We start from the raw sequence: 18,058 nt of genomic DNA, 5'->3' as shown, positions 1-18,058 counted from the left end.
ACGCGGTCACTCGAGTCGGGTTGGAGAAATGTGGGTGGAGCGGGATACTTCGCCGTTTTCCAGCGCACCGGCCACAGCGTCCAGAATGCCGTTGACAAAGCTTTTGGCCTTGTCTTCGCCGAAAAGGCGGCTCAGTTCCAGCGCTTCGTTGATGGCGACCTTGGGTGGAATGTCTTCACGGAACACCAGTTCAAAAACAGCCAGGCGCAGCAGCGTCAGTTCCACGCGGCCCATGCGGTCCACGCGCCAGTTGTGAGAAAAGCGTGTGATCACTGCATCCAGTTGGGGAGAGGTGCTCCATACCCCCTCCACCAGTTCCCACGCAAACGTCATGGCCCCTGCCGGCTGCTTTGTGTCCGCACGCCATTGGGCCATGCTTTTCAGAGATTCCGCAAAGATCCGCCGTAACGCGTTGATTTCCGTAACAGGAGAAAACGACAGGCTGTACAGCACCTGGAAGGCCAGTTCGCGTTCTCCGTGGCGGGTGGCTGCCTTCTGCCTGCGCATGGACTACAACTGCTCCATGACGCGGATAGTCTCAAGCATGGCGGACGCCGCTTCGACTCCCTTGTTGCCTACCTTGGTCCCTGCGCGTTCCACAGCCTGCTCGATGGTATCGCACGTCAGCAGCCCAAAGCCTACGGGCACGCCGGACTGGAGCATGACCTGGGCAAGCCCCTTGCTGGCTTCCGCGCAGACATAGTCAAAATGCGGGGTTCCGCCACGAATGACGGCCCCGAGGGCGAGAATGCCGTCAAACTTTCCCGACTGCGCAAGCTTCTGGCAAACCAGAGGTAGCTCAAAGGCTCCGGGAACGCGAACCAGCGTTCCGGCATCAGGGTCCATGCCGTGGCGTTCCAGATAGTCCAGGGCTCCGCTGATCAGGCGATCCACAATAAAGTCGTTGAATCTGGCAGCAACCACGGCTATTTTGAGCCCTTTGGCATCCAGGCGTCCCGCAATGGTTGTTGGTGCGCTCATGTTTCTCTCCTTCTGGTGGGTCCGTCATATCTTGCCGCCGCGCGTTCCTGACGTGGGCGGAGGGGCCGCAATCCGGGCTGCGGCGATATGCCTTCTACAAAAAGCCGTTGCGCAAGAGCATCTCACGGCTCAGCCTGCCAGCATTGTCCCCTTTGGGTAAGGTTTGCTGCATGCCGGGAGCCTGCCGCCAGGCAGACAGCAGGCTGTGGACGTATTTTCCGATGAGATCGGTTTCCAGATTCACCAGGGTGCCGGATTTCCAGCGGCGCATGGTCGTGCGTTTGCTGGTGTCCGGGATAATGTTGACCTCAAGAAAGTCCGGCCCGCAATCATTGACTGTAAGGCTTATGCCGTCAAGCGCCACAGATCCTTTGGGGATGATCTGCGGAGCATACTCTGAGGGAAAGGAAAGACGGCAACGGAGGGACTGGCCCGCGGGGCGTATGCTGTGTACTGTGGCAAGACAGTCCACGTGACCGCTCACCATGTGCCCCCCCAGGCGTTCGCCCAGGGCCAGCGCCCGTTCAAGATTGACAAAATCCCCGGCGCACAAGGCACCGAGTGTGGTGCGCGACAATGTTTCTGCGGAAGCATAGGCAACAAAAAAATCTGCGCCGTGTTCTTCCACGGAAAGGCAAACTCCGTTGACAGCAATGGACTCTCCGTCTGTCATGCGGGGCATGGCACAGTGGGGACGAATGCGGAAGCGCCGCTCCGCCGCTCCTCCCTGAAAAGCAAGAATTTCGCCCTGCCCCTGGATGATGCCCGTAAACACTCGCGCTCCTTATGTGTTTTCGCCGGAAACCGCAGGGCGGAAGCGTATGTGCAGGTCTTCCCCGCACGGGGAAACGCCGTACACGCGCAGGCGAAGCGCCTCATCCAGAGTGAGCGGGGAGCGGCCGGAAAAAAGAGGCGCTGCCTCCGCATCACCCAGAACCACAGGGGCCATATGCAGAAAAAAATCATCCACCAGACCGGCCTCAAGCAGGCTGAGCGCCAAGCGGCCTCCCCCCTCGCACAGCAGGTAGTGGCATTGCAGTTCTTCCCTCAACATCTGGAGAAGGGCGTGAAAATCCGGCCCCTCGTGCAGGCCGTGCGGGCTTGGGCCCAGCGCCAGAACGCGCACACCCTTGTCGCGCAGGGCCTTGGCCGTGGTGGATGCGGCAGCGGCTGGAGAAACCAGAAAGACGGTTTGCTCCGGGCGTTCTTTCAGGAGGCGAAAATCCGCATCTGGCAGAGGCAGGCGTGAAGTCAGCACACAGGCAAGAGGCTGGGGGCAATGTTTCTGGTCATGTACGCCCAGGTGGGGATTGTCTGCGCGAAAGGTGCCTCCGCCCACCAGCACCACGCCCCCGCACGGGGCGATACTCCGGCGCAAATCCTGCACGTGCTTGCGGGACGCCGCAGAACTGATCCACTGTGACTTGCCTGTACGGGTGGCAATGCGTCCGTCAAGGGTGGCGGCCATTTTCAGCATGACAAAGGGGCGGCTGGTTTTCTGCCAGACGAGGAAATCGGCCACAAGATCACGGCATTCCTGCACGCAGACATTTTCAATGACTTCGATCCCTGCCGCGCGCAGTTTTTTCGCTCCGCCACACGCCTGGGGATTGGGATCCGCCATGCCTGTGACCACACGGCGTATCCCTGCCCGGAGGATGGCATCGGTGCAGGGAGGAACCTTGCCTTCATGGCGGCAGGGCTCCAGTGTGACAACCAGCGTACACTCCGCAGGGTTCACCCCGTGAGTCTCCGCGTCCGCGAGGCATGCGACTTCCGCATGATCCTGCCCGGCAGCACGATGCCAGCCCCGTGCCACAATGCTGCCATCGCGCACCAGCACGGCACCTACAGTGGGGTTGGGGCATGCTTTCCATCTGCCCTGTTCTGCCAAGCCAATGGCTTCGCGCATGAAGGGAGCATAGTCCACGTCATTCATGGTTGCGCTTCTCCGTGCTGCGCGCTGATGATCGGGGGGGAAAACGGCAGTTTTTCCACGAGCACTCCGGCCTCGGCCAGCATTTGGGCCGCAAGGTCGTCAGGATAGTGCTCCGTGTACACGATGCGGCTGATGCCGCAGTTGATAAGCATTTTGCTGCAGAGAACACAAGGGTGGGTTGTGCAGTAAAGCTCCGCTCCCATGATGTTGATGCCGTGCACGGCAGCCTGGATGATGACATTCTGTTCCGCGTGAAGACCCCGGCAGATTTCATGCCGCTGTCCGGAGGGTATGCCCAGTTGTTCGCGCAGGCAGCCGATATCCAGGCAGTGGGGAATCCCGGCCGGAGCGCCGTTGTAGCCGGTGGCGAGGATGCGTTTGTCCTTTACGGCAACAGCCCCTACCTTGCGGCGGGTGCATGTGGAGCGTCCGCTCACAAGGTAGGTGATATTCATGAAATATTCCGTCCAGGGCATGCGCATGGGAATATCCGTGCTCAACCGGCAAACAGGGGAAAGCGGCGGGCAAAGGACACCACTTCCTTGCGGATCTGCGCAAGGGCCGCGGCATTGGCAGCTTTTTCCAGAGCCGCAACAAGGAAACCGGCGACAGAGCGCATATCGCTCTCGGTCATGCCGCGCGTTGTCAGGGCTGCCGTGCCGAGGCGGATGCCCGAGGTCACAAAGGGGGAGCGGGTCTCAAAAGGAACCGTATTCTTGTTTACGGTGATGCCCGCCTGATCAAGCGCATGCTCTGCGTCTTTTCCCGTCAGGTTCTTGCTGGTCAGGTCAACGAGCATGAGATGGTTGTCTGTTCCTCCGGAAACGAGATCATACCCCGCATCTACAAGGCATTGGGCCAGTGTCGCGGCGTTTTTGACCACGCGTTGCTGGTACTCCGCAAAGGCAGGCCGCAGAGCCTCTCCGAAAGCTACAGCCTTGGCGGCGATGACGTGCATCAGGGGGCCGCCCTGAATGCCCGGAAAAATCTGGCTGTTCAGGGTTTTGCCCATATCTTCGGATGCCAGGATCATGCCTCCGCGCGGCCCGCGCAGGGTCTTGTGGGTTGTTGTGGTGGTGATGTGGGCATGCTGCACGGGGTTCTGGTGCAGTCCCGCAGCCACAAGACCGGCGATATGGGCCATGTCCACAAGCAGTTTGGCTCCGGCATCGTCGGCGATACGGCGAAAGCGGGCAAAATCAATGCTGCGCGGGTATGCGCTGGCACCGGCGATAATGAGCCCCGGCTTGTGCTTTTGGGCAAGCTCGGCCACTTCGTCATAATCAATGCGGCCGGTTTCGCGCTGTACGCCATAGGAAACCACACGAAACAGACGTCCGGAAAAATTGACGGGACTGCCGTGGGTCAGGTGGCCGCCGTGGGAAAGGTTCATGCCCAGGACTGTATCGCCGGGATTCAGGCAGGCCAGGTAAGCTGCCATATTGGCTTGGGAGCCGGAGTGGGGCTGAACGTTGGCGTACGGGCAGCCAAAAAGTTTCCGGGCGCGCTCCTGCGCCAGGCTTTCCGCAATATCCACATACTGGCAGCCTCCGTAATAGCGTTTTCCGGGGTAGCCTTCCGCGTACTTGTGGGTCAGGATGCTGCCCTGCGCCTGACGCACGGCAGGGGAGACAAAGTTTTCCGAAGCGATCAGTTCAAGCTGGTCCATCTGTCGGTCAGACTCCAGGGAAATTGCCCGCGCCAGTTCGGGATCTTGCAGCAAAACTTCGTCCATTTTCCTGTCCTTTGAAAGATAGCGCCCGCCACAGGGCGGGCGTGGTGATTACGGCGCACAGCGCGAAAATACGGCTATGGAATCCATTTTTTGAAGATGACCGAGGCGTTGGTTCCGCCAAAGCCGAAGGAGTTGCACATGGCGTACTCACAGACGACATTTTCAGAGCCGCCGGCCAGATAGTCCAGATCACATTCGGGATCCGGATTTTCAAGATTGATGGTGCCCGGCAGCATTTCGTCGTGGAGAGCCAGGGCGGTAAAGACAGCCTCTATGCCTCCGGCCGCGCCCAGAAGATGTCCGGTCATGGACTTGGTGGCGGAAATCTTGAGCTTTTGGGCATGCTCGCCAAAAACCAGCTTCATGGCCTTTGTTTCCGTGCTGTCGTTGAGCATGGTGGACGTGGCGTGGGCGTTGACATGGCCGATGCTCTGGGGCGCAAGACCGGCGTCCCGCAACGCGCTGGTCATGGCCTGCGCCATGCCTTCTCCCGATTCACAGGGGGCTGTCATGTGATAGGCGTCTCCCGATGCGCCGTATCCCACCACTTCCGCATAAATTCTTGCGCCTCGCGCCTGTGCGGACTCCAGGGTTTCGAGCAGCAGCATGCCTGCGCCCTCGCCGATGACAAATCCGTCACGCTGTGCGTCAAAGGGGCGGGATGCCTTGGTGGGGCAGTCATTGTACTTGCTGGACAGAGCTTTGAGGGCCGTGAAGCCCGCAACGCCCAAAGGAGTGACTGTGGCTTCCACGCCACCGGTGATCACTGCGGTGGCCCGCCCGAGCAAAAGGGCGTCAAAGGCCGAACCAAGGGCATGGATGGCCGAGGCACAGGCAGTGGTGGTGACCACATTGGGGCCTTTTGCCCCGGTAAAAATGGAAATCTGCCCCGGTGCCATATTGGATATGAGCATGGGGATCATGAAGGGCGAAATTTTGTTGGGACCAGACTCCAGCAGTTTGGCGTGGTATGTTTCCAGAGTGTGCAGACCGCCAAGTCCAACGCCAAGAATGACCCCCGTATCCCGGGCATTCTGGTCGGTAATGCCAAAACCGGCATCAGCGAGCAGCATTTGCGCCGAGGCAACGGCGAACTGGGTGAAGCGATCCATGCGGCGGGCCTGCTTCACGGGGATGTGATCCTCGGCCGTAAAATTTTTTACTTCACCGGCAATACGCGAATCGTAGGCGGAAGCGTCAAACAATGTGATGGGCGCAATGCCCGACTCGCCAGCGAGCAGCTTTTTCCATGTGCTCTTCATGTCGTTGGCGAGTGGCGTAAGGCCGCCAACGCCGGTAATCACTACGCGGGGACGGGTCATGCAGGCTCCTTGTGGACGGGGGAGGTGCAAGGCCTCCCCCGTTCGGCGTATGCCGGAAAACGTGTTTTTATTGTTTGCTTTCGATATAGTTGACGGCGTCCTGAACCTTCAGGAGTTTTTGCGCGTCTTCATCGGCGATTTCGAGATCAAACTCTTCTTCCATCGCCATGATCAGTTCCGTCAGATCCAGAGAGTCGGCGCCGAGATCCTCGACAAAGGAGGCCGTGGGGGTCACTTCCTCCGCCTTCACGCCGAGTTGATCCACAATGATTTTTTTCACCTTTTCAGCAACATCAGACATGGTTTCCTCCAGATGCGTAGATGGTCTTCTTGCATGATCGCTGTATTCCTCAAAAAAGCATTCCGCACCGGCGTTCAGGGGAAGGGCGTGGTTTTGCGCATGCCGAAAACGGCGGCAAACAATGCCCTCCTGTCAGCAGTGCATTCCTCCGTTTACCCCCAGAACCTGGCCTGTAATATAGGAGGCTCTGTCCGATGCGAGAAAAGCCACGGCTTCGGCCACATCTGCAGCACTGCCCATGCGCTTGAGCGGAATGGCGTTGGCATAGCTTTCCTGAACCTCGGCGCTGAGTCCGGACGTCATGTCTGTCTCGATGAAGCCCGGCGCAACGGCATTGACGGTGATCTGCCGGGCAGCCAGTTCTTTTGCGCAGGATTTTGTCAGCCCCAGCAGGGCGGCCTTGGCCGAAGCGTAATTGGCCTGACCCGCGTTGCCCGTCTGGCCGACCACAGAGGAAATATTGATAATGCGCCCCTTGCGTGCGCGGCTCATGATTTTTGCCGCTTCACGGGTACACACAAACGCGCCGCGCAGATTGATGGCAAGAACCTGATCAAAATCTTCGTCCTTCATGCGTACAAGAAAGCCGTCCTTGGTGATGCCCGCGTTGTTGACAAGAACAGCCAAGTCCACGCGATCCTTGATCTCTGTTGCAAAAAAGCTGCTCACGGCCTCACTGTCGCCGACATTCAGGCGAAAAGCCTTGGCCTTGCCGCCTGCGGCGCGGATTTCCTCAACAGCGGCTTCTGCCTCCTCGGGGCGGCTCACATAGGTGAGAAAAACCTGAAAACCGTCACGCGCCAAGGTTTTTGCAATGGCACGACCAATGCCGCGCGACCCTCCGGTAACAAGGGCCACAGGCGTGCTGTCAGAGACGTTGGAATGTGTTGCGCTCATTGGGGGTACCCTTCTGATACGGTATTCTTGTTCTTTTGCTCTTGCTCCACATTTCCGGCAGGGGCCGCCTGCTGTCAGGGGGCCCCTGCCCCAGTGCCGGATCAAAACTGCAGGAGAGAAGCCCCCCAGGTAAGCCCGGCTCCAAAAGCTGTTATGAGAACCCTGTCGCCCTCGGCGATGCACCCTGCGGCGCGGGCCTCCGCAAGTGCCAGCGGTATGGAGGCGGAAGATGTATTGCCGTACTTGTCGACATTGATGAAAACTTTTTCTCCGGTCAAGCCCAGACGGCTGCCCACGGCTTCAATGATGCGCAGGTTGGCCTGGTGGGGAACCAGAAGATCCACCTGGGCGGCGGTCAGGTTGTTGCGGGAAAGGATTTCCGCGCAGACTTGCGACATGTTGCGGACAGCGTACTTGTAGGTTTCGCGCCCGCGCATGGCGACAAAAAAGTCTTCATCCACCGGATCGCCCTTCTTGTAGCGGCAGCGGGACCCCCCGCCAACAACAATAAGCTCGCTTTGCGTGCCGTCGCTCATGCAAAGCACATCTTCCACCAGAGCCATTTGTTTGTCGGGGACGGAAGCCACAAGGCACGCTGTTGCCGCATCGCCGAAGAGAATGCATGTGGAGCGGTCAGTCCAGTTGAGGCGCCGGGTGAGTGCTTCGGTGCAAACAAACAGTATTTTTGCCATGGGCGACTGCGCAAGCAGGGCCTGACAAAGGGAAAGGCCGTACAGGAAGCCGGAGCAGGCCGCGCTGATATCAAAAGCCATGGCATTTCTGGCCCCCAAGCGTCCCGCGACAAGGCAGGCAACAGACGGAGAAAGCGCATCAGGGGTGCACGTGGCTGCAAGCACATGCGTCAGTTCTTCCGGTTCTGTGCCTGCATCGGCCAAAGCCTTGCGGGCTGCGGCAAGGCCGAGATCCGAGGCGTTGTCTGTTTCCGGCAGGATGTGGCGCTGGCGTATGCCCGTGCGGGAAACGATCCAGTCGTCGCTGGTATCGACCCGTTGCGCAATGTCGTTGTTGGTCAGCACCGCGTCCGGTACATGGGTACTCAAGGAAAGCAGATGGCAGGCTGGGATCATGGAACACCGTCTGGGTTTGGAGCCGTTTTCTCAGGAGGTGGCTCTGTCGTTGTGCCAAAGAAGTTCTTACAGGCTCGCCCGGGGCAGCGCAAAACCCGAAATTCGCGTGCTAGATGGCGCGCGAAAAGCGCGTAAGCTCTTCATTGGCCGATATTGTTTCGGCCAAGCGCCTGTTTGTCCCCTTGCGCACAAAAACCCCCGCCATCTTGACGGCATTGGTGATGGCCAGCGCATTGGAGCGGCCATGACAAACAATGCCCAAGCTTTGCAGGCCCAGCAAGGGCGCTCCCCCGTATTCGGCATAGTCAATGGTGCAGGCAAAGCGCTTGAACGCGCCTCTGGCCAAAATGCCGCCCAGAGCAGGCAAAAAGCCCGAAGTAAAAACACGTTTGAGCATGCGTATCAGTGACGAGGCAAGGCCTTCGCTCATCTTGACTACAACATTGCCCACAAAGCCATCACAAACAACGACATCAAGATCCCCGGCAAAAATATCCCTTCCTTCTGCATTGCCGACGAAGTTGAGGTTTTGGGCCATCTTGAGGAGGTCGTATGCTTCTTTTACCTGGCTGTTGCCCTTGCCTTCTTCCTCGCCAATGCTCAAAAGGCTGACCCGCGGCGCGGCATACCCCAAAAGGTCACGGGCAAAAGCATCGCCCATGAGGCCGAACTGAAAAAGATGGTACGGGCGGCAGTCCACATTTGCGCCAGCATCCAGAATGACTACCGGCTCTTTTTCGGTTGGGAGCAGGGCCGCCAGAGCAGGCCTTTCCACCCCGGCCAAACGTCCCATGATAAACATGCCGCAGGCAACGGTGGCTCCGGAGTGGCCCGCGCTGACAACGGCGTCCGCCGCGCCCTCTCTGACATGGCGGCAGGCAACCTGGATGGAGGCATTCTTTTTGCGGCGCAGAACGTCAGAGGGCTTTTCATTCATGTGCACCACGTCATCAGCCTGGACAATATCGAAATGCACACCGGTCAGGTCAAGTCGGGCGAGCTCGGCCTCCAGCTTCGGAGTGTCTCCGACAAGCAGAATGTGCAAATCATGAATCCGGGAGGCCGCAACAGCCCCCGGAACAACCACGGCGGGGCCGAAATCCCCCCCCATGGCATCCACGGCAATGACGGGACGCTCGCTCATTATTCGTTTTCGGTCTTGGGCATCACCTGTCGGCTCTTGTAGACGCCGCAACTGGGGCATACGCGGTGGGGAACCGTGGGCTCGCCGCACGAGCAGTAAATAACAGCGGGCGTGGCCACCCGGTCATGGGACCGACGCATTCCCTTGCGGGAGCGGGATTTCTTGTTTTGCTGCACTGCCATGATTGTCTCCTTTTCGGCCCTGTGGGCCGTGCTGCACGGAGGCTGCAAGAGAGATCTTGCGGGCCTGTCCGCAAGCATGAAATGTTAGTCGAGAGTTTTATGAATGTCCAGTCTTGCGCAGAACGACACCACGCAATGCCGCCATGCGGGGATCCCCGGTCTCTGCGGGGCAGGCGCAGGTGTTTTCATTGAGGTTGGTGCCGCAACGGCTGCACAGTCCCTTGCATCGCGGCGCGCACAGGGGAATGGGTGGCAGGGCCAGAGCCAGCTCTTCCCAGCACACGGCGGCCAGATCAAGCATGGGGACTCCGCGAACAAGGGTGACCCAGCCCTGCGCTTCCCCAGCCCCGTCGCTCTCTCCGGCATCGTGCTCCGGCAGAAAGGCCATGTCTTCAAAGTGTATGTCGAGGTTGACGGCGGCATCTTCCGCACAGCGGCTGCACGGCAGAACCACCTCGCCCGCCAGTGTTCCGCGCACCAGCCAGCCTTCGCCTGCGGGCAAAATATGGACGCGCGCGGCAAGGGGACTGGAAATGCGGCATTCCATGCGAAATTCCCGTATGGGGTCTTCCCACACGGCAGGATCATCTACCACAAAATCCTTGCCTTCCCGCGGCAGATCGTTGAGAGAAACGTGGTGGTTCTGCATGCTTCTACCTCGAAACGCACTAAATACGCATGACATATGCGCCTGTCAAGACGCGCATGGTTGCCCCATGCAAGGGATGCTCCGGGAAAATCGTGCGGGCGTTGTTTTTTCTCCGGCTTATGGGCGGGGGAGTTTCAGGAAGAAGCAGGCCCGGCGTCCCCTTGAAGCAAAAAGGCGGCTTTTTTTTCGCGCGGCAGGGACTTGATCGTTTTTTCCAGGCGCAGTGCCTTGCTTCTGTTGGGGCACACACGGCAGGCCAGCAGGCGCACAGGTCGCCTGCCGCGCGTATAGCGCGCTCCTCCGGGGAGAAGGCCATTGTGCTGCAAAAGGCGTCGGTCCGGATCCGTGGTGATGCCGCAGTACAGAGTGCCGTCGCGGCACTGCAAAAGATATACATGCCAGAGCAAAGTCATGCGGAAAGTGTGGGGAGGACCCGGCGTTGCTTGTGCACGCAGGGCGTGCCCCTTTGGGGAGTATCCAAAATAGCGTCCGTTGGCATATGGTAGCGGAAAAAATCTCGGGCCGCCATACGTTTCTGCGCGCTTTCCCGGCACTGCCCCCTTGTGGATTTTCTGAATGTTGCGTATGCCATGCACAGGCATGATTGCATGCCCAACCATTGTTTATGTTGGCCCGCATGCCGACGGAGGTTCGCATGGCTCTTCCCGCTCTTCGTATCGGCCATCTCCTTGCCAAGGTTCCTGTGATTCAGGGCGGCATGGGAGTAGGCATTTCTCTTTCCGGACTGGCCTCTGCTGTCGCCAATCAGGGGGGCATAGGCGTTATCGCCGGCGCCATGATCGGCATGAAAGAGCCGGACGTGGCCAAGGATCCTCTCACGGCCAATCTGCGGGCCCTGCGCAATGAAATTCTCAAGGCGCGCGAGCAGTCTCCCAAGGGCATTATCGGCGTCAACCTGATGGTGGCCCTGACGACATTCAGTCAGATGGTGCGTACCTCCATAGAAAACAGGATCGACATTATTTTTTCCGGAGCCGGTCTGCCGCTGGATATGCCGCAGCACTTGCTGCAGGTTTGCGAGGAAAAAAAGGAAGAAATCAAAACAAAGCTGGTTCCCATTGTTTCCTCTGCCAGAGCGGCGACGGTGATCGCCAAAAAATGGGCTTCGCGCTTTGGATACACGCCGGACGCCTTTGTGGTTGAAGGCCCCAAGGCGGGGGGACATCTGGGGTTCAAGCCCGAAGAGATTCAGGATCCTGCCCACGCCCTTGAAGTGCTTGTTCCTCAGGTGGTGGACGCGGTAAAACCTTTTGAAGACAAGTGCGGCCGTGCTGTGCCCGTGATTGCTGCGGGGGGCATCTATTCCGGTGAAGACATCAGAAATTTTCTGGCGCTCGGCGCTTCCGGCGTGCAGATGGGGACACGCTTTGTGGCTACACACGAGTGTGATGCCGACGAACGCTTCAAGCAGTCATATCTTTCTGCGACAGAAAAAGACATCACCATCATCAAAAGTCCTGTGGGCATGCCGGGGCGGGCACTGGAAAACCAGTTCATCCATGCTTCACGCCTCGGGAACAAAAAGCCTTTCAAGTGCGTCTTTCAGTGCGTTCACACCTGCGAGCAGGAAAAAACCCCCTACTGCATTGCCCAGGCGCTCATCAACGCCATGAAGGGCAATCTGGAGCGGGGGTTTGCTTTTTGCGGAGTGAATGTTGCCCGGGTGAACCAGATCGTTTCGGTGCGTGAACTGATGGAAAGCCTGCAAAAGGAATTTGATGAGGCTGTTTCCTCTTTCAGCAGGGGCGTACAGAATATGCAGAGTTTTTTTGGATACGGAAAAAAGTGATTATTGCCCCGCGTGGCAGCGGAGGCCTTTTTGCGGAAACAGCCGACATGCGGGAGAGCAGGTCGGCTGTTTCCTTGGTATTTGTTTTCTGACAGTTGAAGTCCCGGAACCGGAGATCGGTTTTTTCCGTGCCAAGGCTGCCCGCATGGGGCGGTTCAGAGGATATAGCGGCTCAAGTCCTGATCATTGCGCACGTCACGCAAATGCTGTTCCACATAATCCCGGTTGACCTCCACATGTGTGCCTTTTTTGTCGGGAGCCTCGTAGGAAATGTCCGAAAGAATCTTTTCCATGATGGTATAGAGGCGTCGTGCCCCGATATTTTCTGTCCGGGCATTGATTTCCTCGGCAAAGGATGCAATTTCTTCCAGACCGTCCGCCGTGAAGTTGAGGACAACATCCTCTGTGGCAAGAAGGGCTGCATACTGTTTGGTGAGCGCATTGTCCGGTTCGGTAAGAATGCGCAGGAATTCCTTTTTGCCCAAAGGCTGCAACTCGACGCGCAGGGGAAAGCGCCCCTGAAGTTCCGGTATCATATCTGCCGGTTTGCTGAAGTGAAAAGCCCCAGCCGCAATAAACAGGATGTGATCTGTGCGCACCATGCCGTATTTCGTGTTGACGGAACTTCCCTCCACAATGGGCAGCAGGTCGCGCTGCACGCCTTCGCGTGAGATATCCGAACTGCGGTTTTGCGAGGTGCTGGCAATTTTGTCTATCTCGTCAATAAAAATGATGCCGGTCTGCTCCACGCGCTCGCGGGCCTTGTCCACAATGGCGTCCTGATCCACCAGCTTGCCGGACTCTTCCTGTGCAAGCACATTGAAGGCGTCCCGCACCTTCATTTTGCGGCGAACGCGCTTGGGCGGAAAGGCCTTGCTGAAGACGTCCTTCATCTGTCCGCCCATTTGCTCCATGCCGGGAATGGCAAAAACGTCTATATTGAGGCCCCCTTGTTCGGTGACTTCCATTTCCACTTCGCGCGAATCCAGAAAACCCAGGCGGAACTGCTGGAGGAGTTTTTCCCGCGTGGAAGACCGTTCTTCCGTGCCAAAGGAATGCGGCAGCAAAAGATCCATGAGGCGTGATTCGGCGGCAGCTTCCGCTGCCTTGCGAACGCGCCTGTTCTCCTCATCGCGTATGATGGTGATGCCGATCTCCATGAGATCGCGCACCATGGACTCGACATCGCGCCCCACATAGCCCACCTCGGTAAACTTCGTGGCCTCCACCTTGACGAACGGAGCGCCGGAAAGTTTTGCCAGGCGTCGGGCTATTTCCGTTTTGCCCACTCCCGTGGGCCCCATCATGATGATATTTTTGGGCGAAACCTCGTCCCGCAGATCAGGGGCAAGGAGCTGGCGCCGCCAGCGGTTGCGCACAGCCACCGCAACCATGCGCTTGGCCTGTTCCTGGGCCACAACATATTTGTCAAGCTCTGCAACAATCGCCTTTGGCGTCAATGTACTCATGCCCGGATTCCGCCTGTTCTTTGATATACTGCTTCAGATAGCCACTTTTCGGGACTTGGCAACGCGTCTGCTTTGAAAATGTCTCTTGTTGAGAATAATTCTTGACAGGATGGGCTTTCTGACACAAGCTGCCCAAAATACATCGTACATCAGGAGCTGCATCATGAATACAGTAACTTTTCAGGGCAACGTGCTGCACCTTGAGGGAGCGCCGGTGGTGTGCGGCCAGAAGGTGCCCGACTTCACCCTTTCTGCCAACGACCTGAGCCCGCGCAGCCTTGCGGACTATGCAGGCAAAGTGCTTGTGCTGGTGACCGTTCCTTCTCTGGACACGCCCGTATGCGACATGGAAGTGCGCCGGTTCAATACGGAAGCCGCTGCACTGTCGGACAAGGTGCGCATTGTGGCCGTGAGCTGCGACCTGCCTTTTGCCCAGGCCCGGTGGTGCGGTGCTGCGGGAGTGCAGGCCGTGGAAACCCTGTCGGACCACAAGGAGACGGCTTTTGGCAAGGCATACGGCTTGCTGATCCGGGAACTGCGCCTGCTTGCCCGCGCTGTTCTGGTCGTGACGCCCGATGGCGTGCTGGCCCACAGTGAGGTGGTTCCGGAAATCACCCACGAGCCGGACTATGCCGCAGCCCTCGCGGCCATCCGGAAGCTTGCCTGATTTTTTGTACGAGAAAGCCGTTGCGGCAGAATGTACATTCTGCCGCAACGGCTTTTTGAGCTCCCCGCCGCGCTTCCTCTCTCGTGACAGTGCCCATTTTTCGACAAGCGCCACAATCACAGATTTTTTCGGAGCGGGCAGGCTTTGCCCGCTCGCGGCGCGCGGGTGACACCGGGGAGTTTTCTCCGGTATTTTTGCGTCAGACCCCTTGAGCTTCCATGGCGCTGGCAACCTTGCGGAAGCCCGCAATGTTCGCCCCCAGCACCAGATTGCCCGGCTGGCCAAATTCTGTGGCGGTTGCTGCGGCAATTTTGTGAATGTTATACATGATCTGCCGCAGCTTGCTGTCCACCACATCAAAAGTCCAGCTCTGCATGCTGGCATTCTGGGCCATTTCCAACTGGCTGGTGGAAACTCCGCCTGCATTGGCTGCCTTGCCCGGCCCGTAGGCAATGCCGGCTGTGATAAAGGCGTGCACGGCGTCAAGCGTGCTGGGCATGTTGGCCCCTTCGGCCACACATTTGCAGCCGTTTGCCAGCAAGGTTTTTGCATCATCCAGGGCAAGTTCGTTCTGCGTGGCGCAGGGAAAAGCGGCATAGCAGGGAACGTCCCATACAGCATTGCGCCCTTTGGGATATTCGGTTGTCGGCGTATAGCGCGCCGTGGGCACAAGTTCCGCGTATCGCGCAAGGGAGGCGCGCTCCGTTTCCTTTACCTGCTTGAGCACATCAACCTTGATGCCCGCTGCATCGTGAACCATGCCGCGGGAGTCGGAAACCGTCACAGGCTTTGCGCCGATCTGGAGCAGTTTTTCGCAGCAGTAGATGGCCACATTCCCGGCCCCGGAAACCGCGCACGTTTTTCCTTCCAGGCTTTCGCCACGCGCTTCAAGCATTGCCTGCGCAAAATAGACAGCACCGTAGCCCGTGGCCTCGGTGCGGACCAGAGAACCGCCGAACAGCAGGTTTTTTCCGGTCAAAACACCTTCGTAGCGCTGGGTGAGCTTTTTGTACTGTCCGAACAGATAGCCGATTTCGCGCCCCCCAACGCCAATGTCTCCGGCGGGCACATCAACGGTCGCTCCGACATGGCGGTACAGTTCCGTCATGAACGCCTGGCAAAAACGCATGACTTCCATATCGGATTTGCCTTTGGGGTCAAAGTCGGATCCGCCCTTGCCCCCTCCGATGGCCAATCCCGAAAGGGAGTTCTTGAATATCTGCTCAAAACCCAAAAATTTGAGTACGCCCGGATTGACGCTGGGGTGAAAGCGCAGCCCGCCCTTGTACGGCCCGATGGCCGAGTTGTACTGGACACGGTATCCCCTGTTGACCTGAACCTGCCCCTTGTCGTCCACCCATTGCACCCGGAAGCTGATCATGCGTTCCGGCTCCACAATGCGCTCAAGGATTCGCAGGCGCTCGTAGTGTGGATTTTTGTCCAGCAAGGGCTGGAGGCTTTCCAGTACCTCTTGGGCCGCCTGCAAAAAAAAGGTTTCGTGGGCATATTTTTCTTTCAGTTCGTTCAGCACCTGATGCGCATAGGTCATGGTCATCTCCCAAAAAATAGAGGTTTCGCGCTTCCGGTATGTATCCAAGACGCTGCAGGCTGACAAGGGATTTTCTTGGCAGATTGGCGGAACAGACCGGGAAATAACGGTTTTTATGGGAGAAGTCTGTGCCAGACAGAGGGGGGGGGTCACTGTGCGCCGGTGAACGGGATTTTGCGCCCTGTGCCGTCAACACCAAAAAGGTTGTCCAGCTTTTTGTTGTCACCCGGAACGGAAAAATAGCCGTCCATGGTGCGTTCTGCCTGCCCTGCCTGCAAGAGGGTACTGACGGTCACGAAGCTGTATCCCTTGCGTCGGAGTTCCGACACAATGTTTTGCAGCAAAAGAGCAGAATGCCGGGGAACCAGATTGGCATGAAACAGCAGAATGGAGCCCGGTCGCACCCGTGCAGCCACATCCTGGGCCAGAAGGGGGCTGCTGTTGTCTCCCTCGCCTTCTGCCACAACATCCCACTGGACAACCTGAAGTCCCGCTTCGGCAAGAATTTTCAGGGCGGGAGTGCTGCTGCGACCGTACGGCAGGCGAAAAAGCGTCGGCACAGGAGGTATGGGCGGCAGCGCATGCCCGGCCGCCCTTGTCTCACGCAAGACTTCTTCCCGCAAAAGCTCATACTGCGCCTGCGTCCAGGCAATCTGGGCGCGTATGCCCTCTGGGGACAGCAGGGCAAAATTGCCGTGTGACCATGCGTGGTTGCCTATCTCGAACAGGGGTTCCGCCATGAGTTGTCTGGCCCGTACGGCATGCGTGCGCATCCACTTTCCGCCCATGAACAGGGTGGCGGGTATTTTTTCCCTGTGCAGAAAAGCCAGAATTTCCATGTCACAGCCAGTGGTTTGTGTGTCCAGCTCGCACAGGTCAAATGTCAGTGCTACCGTTTTGACGCCTTGCGGAAGGATGACGCGTCGTATTGTACCCATGCGCTCCGGAGGCAGCGAAGGGAGGGATGTCAGGGGAGTCGTGCGCCGGGGAGGGCTGGTATCGTTGGGGAGAGCGCGCCGCTGGTCCAGGGCATTGGGCTGCCATGCCGGTGCGGGGGCATTGGCATGGCTTGGTGTTCCGGAACCGCAGTCAGCCGGTGGAGGGAGGGCGCAGAACAGAAAAAAACAGACAGCGCAGGCCGACAAAAAAATGCGACAGGTGAAAGGGGAGCGTGCAGGCAAGGGGCTTCTCGGTGTCAAGGTTGCAGATCCGTCATACGTTGCGGTTCAGGGTGGGGAGGAGGGAGAGGCTGCTTTCGGCATAGCTGCCGAAGTACTGGGTACTCTGCCCCGAGCCTGCCCACCAGGAGGCCAGGGATTCTATTTGTATGCGCTTGCGCATTTCGCCAAGGGGAATTTGCATGGCTTTGCGGGCATCGTCCAGTCCCTCCAGGGCTTCTATCTGACGAAATTTTTTGACCAGAGCGGGATTGGCGTCAAAAAATTTCTGCAAGGAAACCTGGTACGCGCCCTCACTCTGGACGCGTACAGTGCCGTCCTGATCCGTCTTGAGCGTAAAGCGGGCGTGGGCGGGTACGCCGAGGCCCTGCATGCCTTCAAGCAGCGTTTTGCCCAGAGGTTGCTCCCGCAGCACCTGCCGGACAGTCTCTTCGCGCCCGGCCTGAAGCTCGTCCGGAGAAGCGCCGATTGCGGCATTTGTGCCGGGCGCGAGCACAAGCTCGCCTGTCGGAGAAACGGTCATGCGCAATTCCGGAATATCATCCAAACCCGCACGGACAAGAGCGGAAAGAAGGCTGTTTCCCAGGTCTCCCCGGGATTTCAGCCAGGACTGTACGTTGGTCTGGTCTGCCGCATGGTGGCTGTGGGCCGTGAGGTTTCCGTCGGGGTGCAGTGAAAAGACAACCTGTTCCGGATGGGCAACCCCTGTTCCGGCCAGTCCCCGCCTGACTTCGGCATTGAATTCGCTGGTCAGGGTGTCCCGATATTTGGCAATCTGGCTGAAGGTGACCTTGCTGGAACTGTCAAGCCCCATGGCGTTCATGGCGTAACGGCTGAGTTCGATCATGCTGGCCAACTGTCCGGCAACAGAATTTCTTTGCATCGGGGGTGGCGCTGCTTCTGAAGACGTTTTTTGCGAGTTTTCCGTGGCGGAGGCAGCCCCCAGCCTGCTTTGCCATTGGTATGCGGCCCTGCTCGAACTGTTGAGGATGCTTATGCTCATAGCTTTCGTTCCCGAGAGGTTGTCGGAGTGCCTGAACGTACTCCCATCTGCTTCAAAAAACTCAAGCAAAAAATGATCCATGTTTTTGATTGTGAAGAAAATCAGTAGTTTTTCCGGTGATGGACAGCAGTGGGGAAATGGGCT

At 58.3% G+C, this 18,058-nt stretch carries 20 protein-coding genes; 2 read left to right on the top strand and 18 right to left on the bottom strand.

Annotation, left to right across the window (positions count from 1 at the left end; all coding sequences use genetic code 11):
• Nucleotides 1-6: 6 nt before the first annotated feature.
• From nusB to EII23_RS00135, 14 genes are all read right to left on the bottom strand, one after another.
• Nucleotides 7-507, bottom strand: a complete 501-nt coding sequence (gene nusB, locus EII23_RS00200; RefSeq protein WP_124791060.1) for a transcription antitermination factor NusB — start codon at nucleotides 505-507, stop codon at nucleotides 7-9.
• A 3-nt stretch (nucleotides 508-510) separates the two neighbouring features.
• On the bottom strand, nucleotides 511-981 hold the full coding sequence (gene ribE, locus EII23_RS00195) for a 6,7-dimethyl-8-ribityllumazine synthase (protein ID WP_124791059.1): 471 nt from the start codon (nucleotides 979-981) through the stop codon (nucleotides 511-513).
• A gap of 94 nt (nucleotides 982-1,075) precedes the next feature.
• Nucleotides 1,076-1,756, bottom strand: coding sequence for a riboflavin synthase (locus EII23_RS00190; protein ID WP_124791058.1), 681 nt, complete (start codon nucleotides 1,754-1,756; stop codon nucleotides 1,076-1,078).
• A gap of 9 nt (nucleotides 1,757-1,765) precedes the next feature.
• Nucleotides 1,766-2,920 carry a bifunctional diaminohydroxyphosphoribosylaminopyrimidine deaminase/5-amino-6-(5-phosphoribosylamino)uracil reductase RibD gene (ribD, locus tag EII23_RS00185; RefSeq protein WP_124791057.1) on the bottom strand — a complete coding sequence of 385 codons (1,155 nt, stop codon included), beginning with the start codon at nucleotides 2,918-2,920 and terminating at the stop codon, nucleotides 1,766-1,768.
• Nucleotides 2,917-3,402, bottom strand: a complete 486-nt coding sequence (locus EII23_RS00180) for a cytidine/deoxycytidylate deaminase family protein (RefSeq protein ID WP_124791056.1) — start codon at nucleotides 3,400-3,402, stop codon at nucleotides 2,917-2,919. Before EII23_RS00180 ends, ribD begins: the two co-directional genes overlap by 4 nt.
• 14 nt (nucleotides 3,403-3,416) lie before the next feature.
• Nucleotides 3,417-4,655, bottom strand: coding sequence for a serine hydroxymethyltransferase (glyA, locus tag EII23_RS00175; protein ID WP_124791055.1), 1,239 nt, complete (start codon nucleotides 4,653-4,655; stop codon nucleotides 3,417-3,419).
• 74 nt (nucleotides 4,656-4,729) lie between these two features.
• Nucleotides 4,730-5,977: a beta-ketoacyl-ACP synthase II gene (gene fabF / locus EII23_RS00170; protein ID WP_124791054.1), complete on the bottom strand. Its 1,248-nt coding sequence runs from the start codon at nucleotides 5,975-5,977 to the stop codon at nucleotides 4,730-4,732.
• Between the two features lie 67 nt (nucleotides 5,978-6,044).
• Complete coding sequence (acpP, locus tag EII23_RS00165) at nucleotides 6,045-6,278, bottom strand: acyl carrier protein (protein WP_124791053.1); 234 nt, start codon at nucleotides 6,276-6,278, stop codon at nucleotides 6,045-6,047.
• 132 nt (nucleotides 6,279-6,410) lie between these two features.
• A complete protein-coding gene (gene fabG / locus EII23_RS00160; protein ID WP_124791052.1) occupies nucleotides 6,411-7,175 on the bottom strand; it encodes a 3-oxoacyl-[acyl-carrier-protein] reductase in 765 nt (254 codons plus the stop codon).
• A gap of 101 nt (nucleotides 7,176-7,276) precedes the next feature.
• On the bottom strand, nucleotides 7,277-8,263 hold the full coding sequence (locus tag EII23_RS00155) for a beta-ketoacyl-ACP synthase III (protein WP_124791051.1): 987 nt from the start codon (nucleotides 8,261-8,263) through the stop codon (nucleotides 7,277-7,279).
• 109 nt (nucleotides 8,264-8,372) lie between these two features.
• A complete protein-coding gene (gene plsX / locus EII23_RS00150) occupies nucleotides 8,373-9,407 on the bottom strand; it encodes a phosphate acyltransferase PlsX (protein WP_124791050.1) in 1,035 nt (344 codons plus the stop codon).
• On the bottom strand, nucleotides 9,407-9,589 hold the full coding sequence (gene rpmF / locus EII23_RS00145) for a 50S ribosomal protein L32 (protein ID WP_124791049.1): 183 nt from the start codon (nucleotides 9,587-9,589) through the stop codon (nucleotides 9,407-9,409). The genes plsX and rpmF overlap by 1 nt, the downstream gene beginning before the upstream one ends.
• A gap of 97 nt (nucleotides 9,590-9,686) precedes the next feature.
• Nucleotides 9,687-10,238, bottom strand: a complete 552-nt coding sequence (locus tag EII23_RS00140) for a DUF177 domain-containing protein (protein WP_124791048.1) — start codon at nucleotides 10,236-10,238, stop codon at nucleotides 9,687-9,689.
• Between the two features lie 134 nt (nucleotides 10,239-10,372).
• Entirely contained in the window at nucleotides 10,373-10,651 is a 279-nt protein-coding gene (locus EII23_RS00135) for a GIY-YIG nuclease family protein (RefSeq protein WP_124791047.1), read from the bottom strand.
• Nucleotides 10,652-10,893: 242 nt separating this feature from the next.
• On the opposite strand from EII23_RS00135, the gene EII23_RS00130 reads away from it, so the two are divergent.
• Nucleotides 10,894-12,048 carry a nitronate monooxygenase family protein gene (locus EII23_RS00130; RefSeq protein WP_124791046.1) on the top strand — a complete coding sequence of 385 codons (1,155 nt, stop codon included), beginning with the start codon at nucleotides 10,894-10,896 and terminating at the stop codon, nucleotides 12,046-12,048.
• Nucleotides 12,049-12,203: 155 nt separating this feature from the next.
• Here the strand turns inward: EII23_RS00130 and hslU are convergent, their stop codons facing one another.
• Nucleotides 12,204-13,517, bottom strand: a complete 1,314-nt coding sequence (gene hslU, locus EII23_RS00125; RefSeq protein WP_124791045.1) for an ATP-dependent protease ATPase subunit HslU — start codon at nucleotides 13,515-13,517, stop codon at nucleotides 12,204-12,206.
• Between the two features lie 163 nt (nucleotides 13,518-13,680).
• Between hslU and tpx the strand changes: the two genes are divergently transcribed.
• The gene (gene tpx, locus EII23_RS00120; RefSeq protein WP_124791044.1) at nucleotides 13,681-14,184 is read left to right on the top strand and encodes a thiol peroxidase; all 504 of its coding nucleotides are present in this window, start codon (nucleotides 13,681-13,683) and stop codon (nucleotides 14,182-14,184) included.
• Between the two features lie 199 nt (nucleotides 14,185-14,383).
• On the opposite strand, the gene gdhA is transcribed toward tpx, so the two are convergent.
• From gdhA to EII23_RS00105, 3 genes are all read right to left on the bottom strand, one after another.
• Nucleotides 14,384-15,733 carry an NADP-specific glutamate dehydrogenase gene (gene gdhA, locus EII23_RS00115; protein WP_124791043.1) on the bottom strand — a complete coding sequence of 450 codons (1,350 nt, stop codon included), beginning with the start codon at nucleotides 15,731-15,733 and terminating at the stop codon, nucleotides 14,384-14,386.
• A gap of 149 nt (nucleotides 15,734-15,882) precedes the next feature.
• Complete coding sequence (locus tag EII23_RS00110; RefSeq protein ID WP_260424529.1) at nucleotides 15,883-16,914, bottom strand: polysaccharide deacetylase family protein; 1,032 nt, start codon at nucleotides 16,912-16,914, stop codon at nucleotides 15,883-15,885.
• 31 nt (nucleotides 16,915-16,945) lie between these two features.
• Complete coding sequence (locus EII23_RS00105; protein WP_124791042.1) at nucleotides 16,946-17,914, bottom strand: hypothetical protein; 969 nt, start codon at nucleotides 17,912-17,914, stop codon at nucleotides 16,946-16,948.
• Between the last annotated feature and the right edge of the window lie 144 nt (nucleotides 17,915-18,058).

This window comes from Desulfovibrio sp. OH1186_COT-070, assembly GCF_003860215.1.
GTDB lineage: Bacteria > Desulfobacterota > Desulfovibrionia > Desulfovibrionales > Desulfovibrionaceae > Desulfovibrio.
Note: the sequence above shows the minus strand (reverse complement) of the source record. Positions and strands in the feature narration are given on the sequence as shown.

Coding starts and splice junctions, on each gene's coding strand:
- nusB (WP_124791060.1), bottom strand. CDS start 507: ATGCGCAGGCAGAAGGCAGCCACCCGCCACGGAGAACGCGAACTGGCC.
- ribE (WP_124791059.1), bottom strand. CDS start 981: ATGAGCGCACCAACAACCATTGCGGGACGCCTGGATGCCAAAGGGCTC.
- ribD (WP_124791057.1), bottom strand. CDS start 2,920: ATGAATGACGTGGACTATGCTCCCTTCATGCGCGAAGCCATTGGCTTG.
- EII23_RS00180 (WP_124791056.1), bottom strand. CDS start 3,402: ATGCGCATGCCCTGGACGGAATATTTCATGAATATCACCTACCTTGTG.
- glyA (WP_124791055.1), bottom strand. CDS start 4,655: ATGGACGAAGTTTTGCTGCAAGATCCCGAACTGGCGCGGGCAATTTCC.
- fabF (WP_124791054.1), bottom strand. CDS start 5,977: ATGACCCGTCCCCGCGTAGTGATTACCGGCGTTGGCGGCCTTACGCCA.
- acpP (WP_124791053.1), bottom strand. CDS start 6,278: ATGTCTGATGTTGCTGAAAAGGTGAAAAAAATCATTGTGGATCAACTC.
- fabG (WP_124791052.1), bottom strand. CDS start 7,175: ATGAGCGCAACACATTCCAACGTCTCTGACAGCACGCCTGTGGCCCTT.
- EII23_RS00155 (WP_124791051.1), bottom strand. CDS start 8,263: ATGATCCCAGCCTGCCATCTGCTTTCCTTGAGTACCCATGTACCGGAC.
- plsX (WP_124791050.1), bottom strand. CDS start 9,407: ATGAGCGAGCGTCCCGTCATTGCCGTGGATGCCATGGGGGGGGATTTC.
- rpmF (WP_124791049.1), bottom strand. CDS start 9,589: ATGGCAGTGCAGCAAAACAAGAAATCCCGCTCCCGCAAGGGAATGCGT.
- EII23_RS00140 (WP_124791048.1), bottom strand. CDS start 10,238: ATGCAGAACCACCACGTTTCTCTCAACGATCTGCCGCGGGAAGGCAAG.
- EII23_RS00135 (WP_124791047.1), bottom strand. CDS start 10,651: ATGACTTTGCTCTGGCATGTATATCTTTTGCAGTGCCGCGACGGCACT.
- EII23_RS00130 (WP_124791046.1), top strand. CDS start 10,894: ATGGCTCTTCCCGCTCTTCGTATCGGCCATCTCCTTGCCAAGGTTCCT.
- hslU (WP_124791045.1), bottom strand. CDS start 13,517: ATGAGTACATTGACGCCAAAGGCGATTGTTGCAGAGCTTGACAAATAT.
- tpx (WP_124791044.1), top strand. CDS start 13,681: ATGAATACAGTAACTTTTCAGGGCAACGTGCTGCACCTTGAGGGAGCG.
- gdhA (WP_124791043.1), bottom strand. CDS start 15,733: ATGACCTATGCGCATCAGGTGCTGAACGAACTGAAAGAAAAATATGCC.
- EII23_RS00105 (WP_124791042.1), bottom strand. CDS start 17,914: ATGAGCATAAGCATCCTCAACAGTTCGAGCAGGGCCGCATACCAATGG.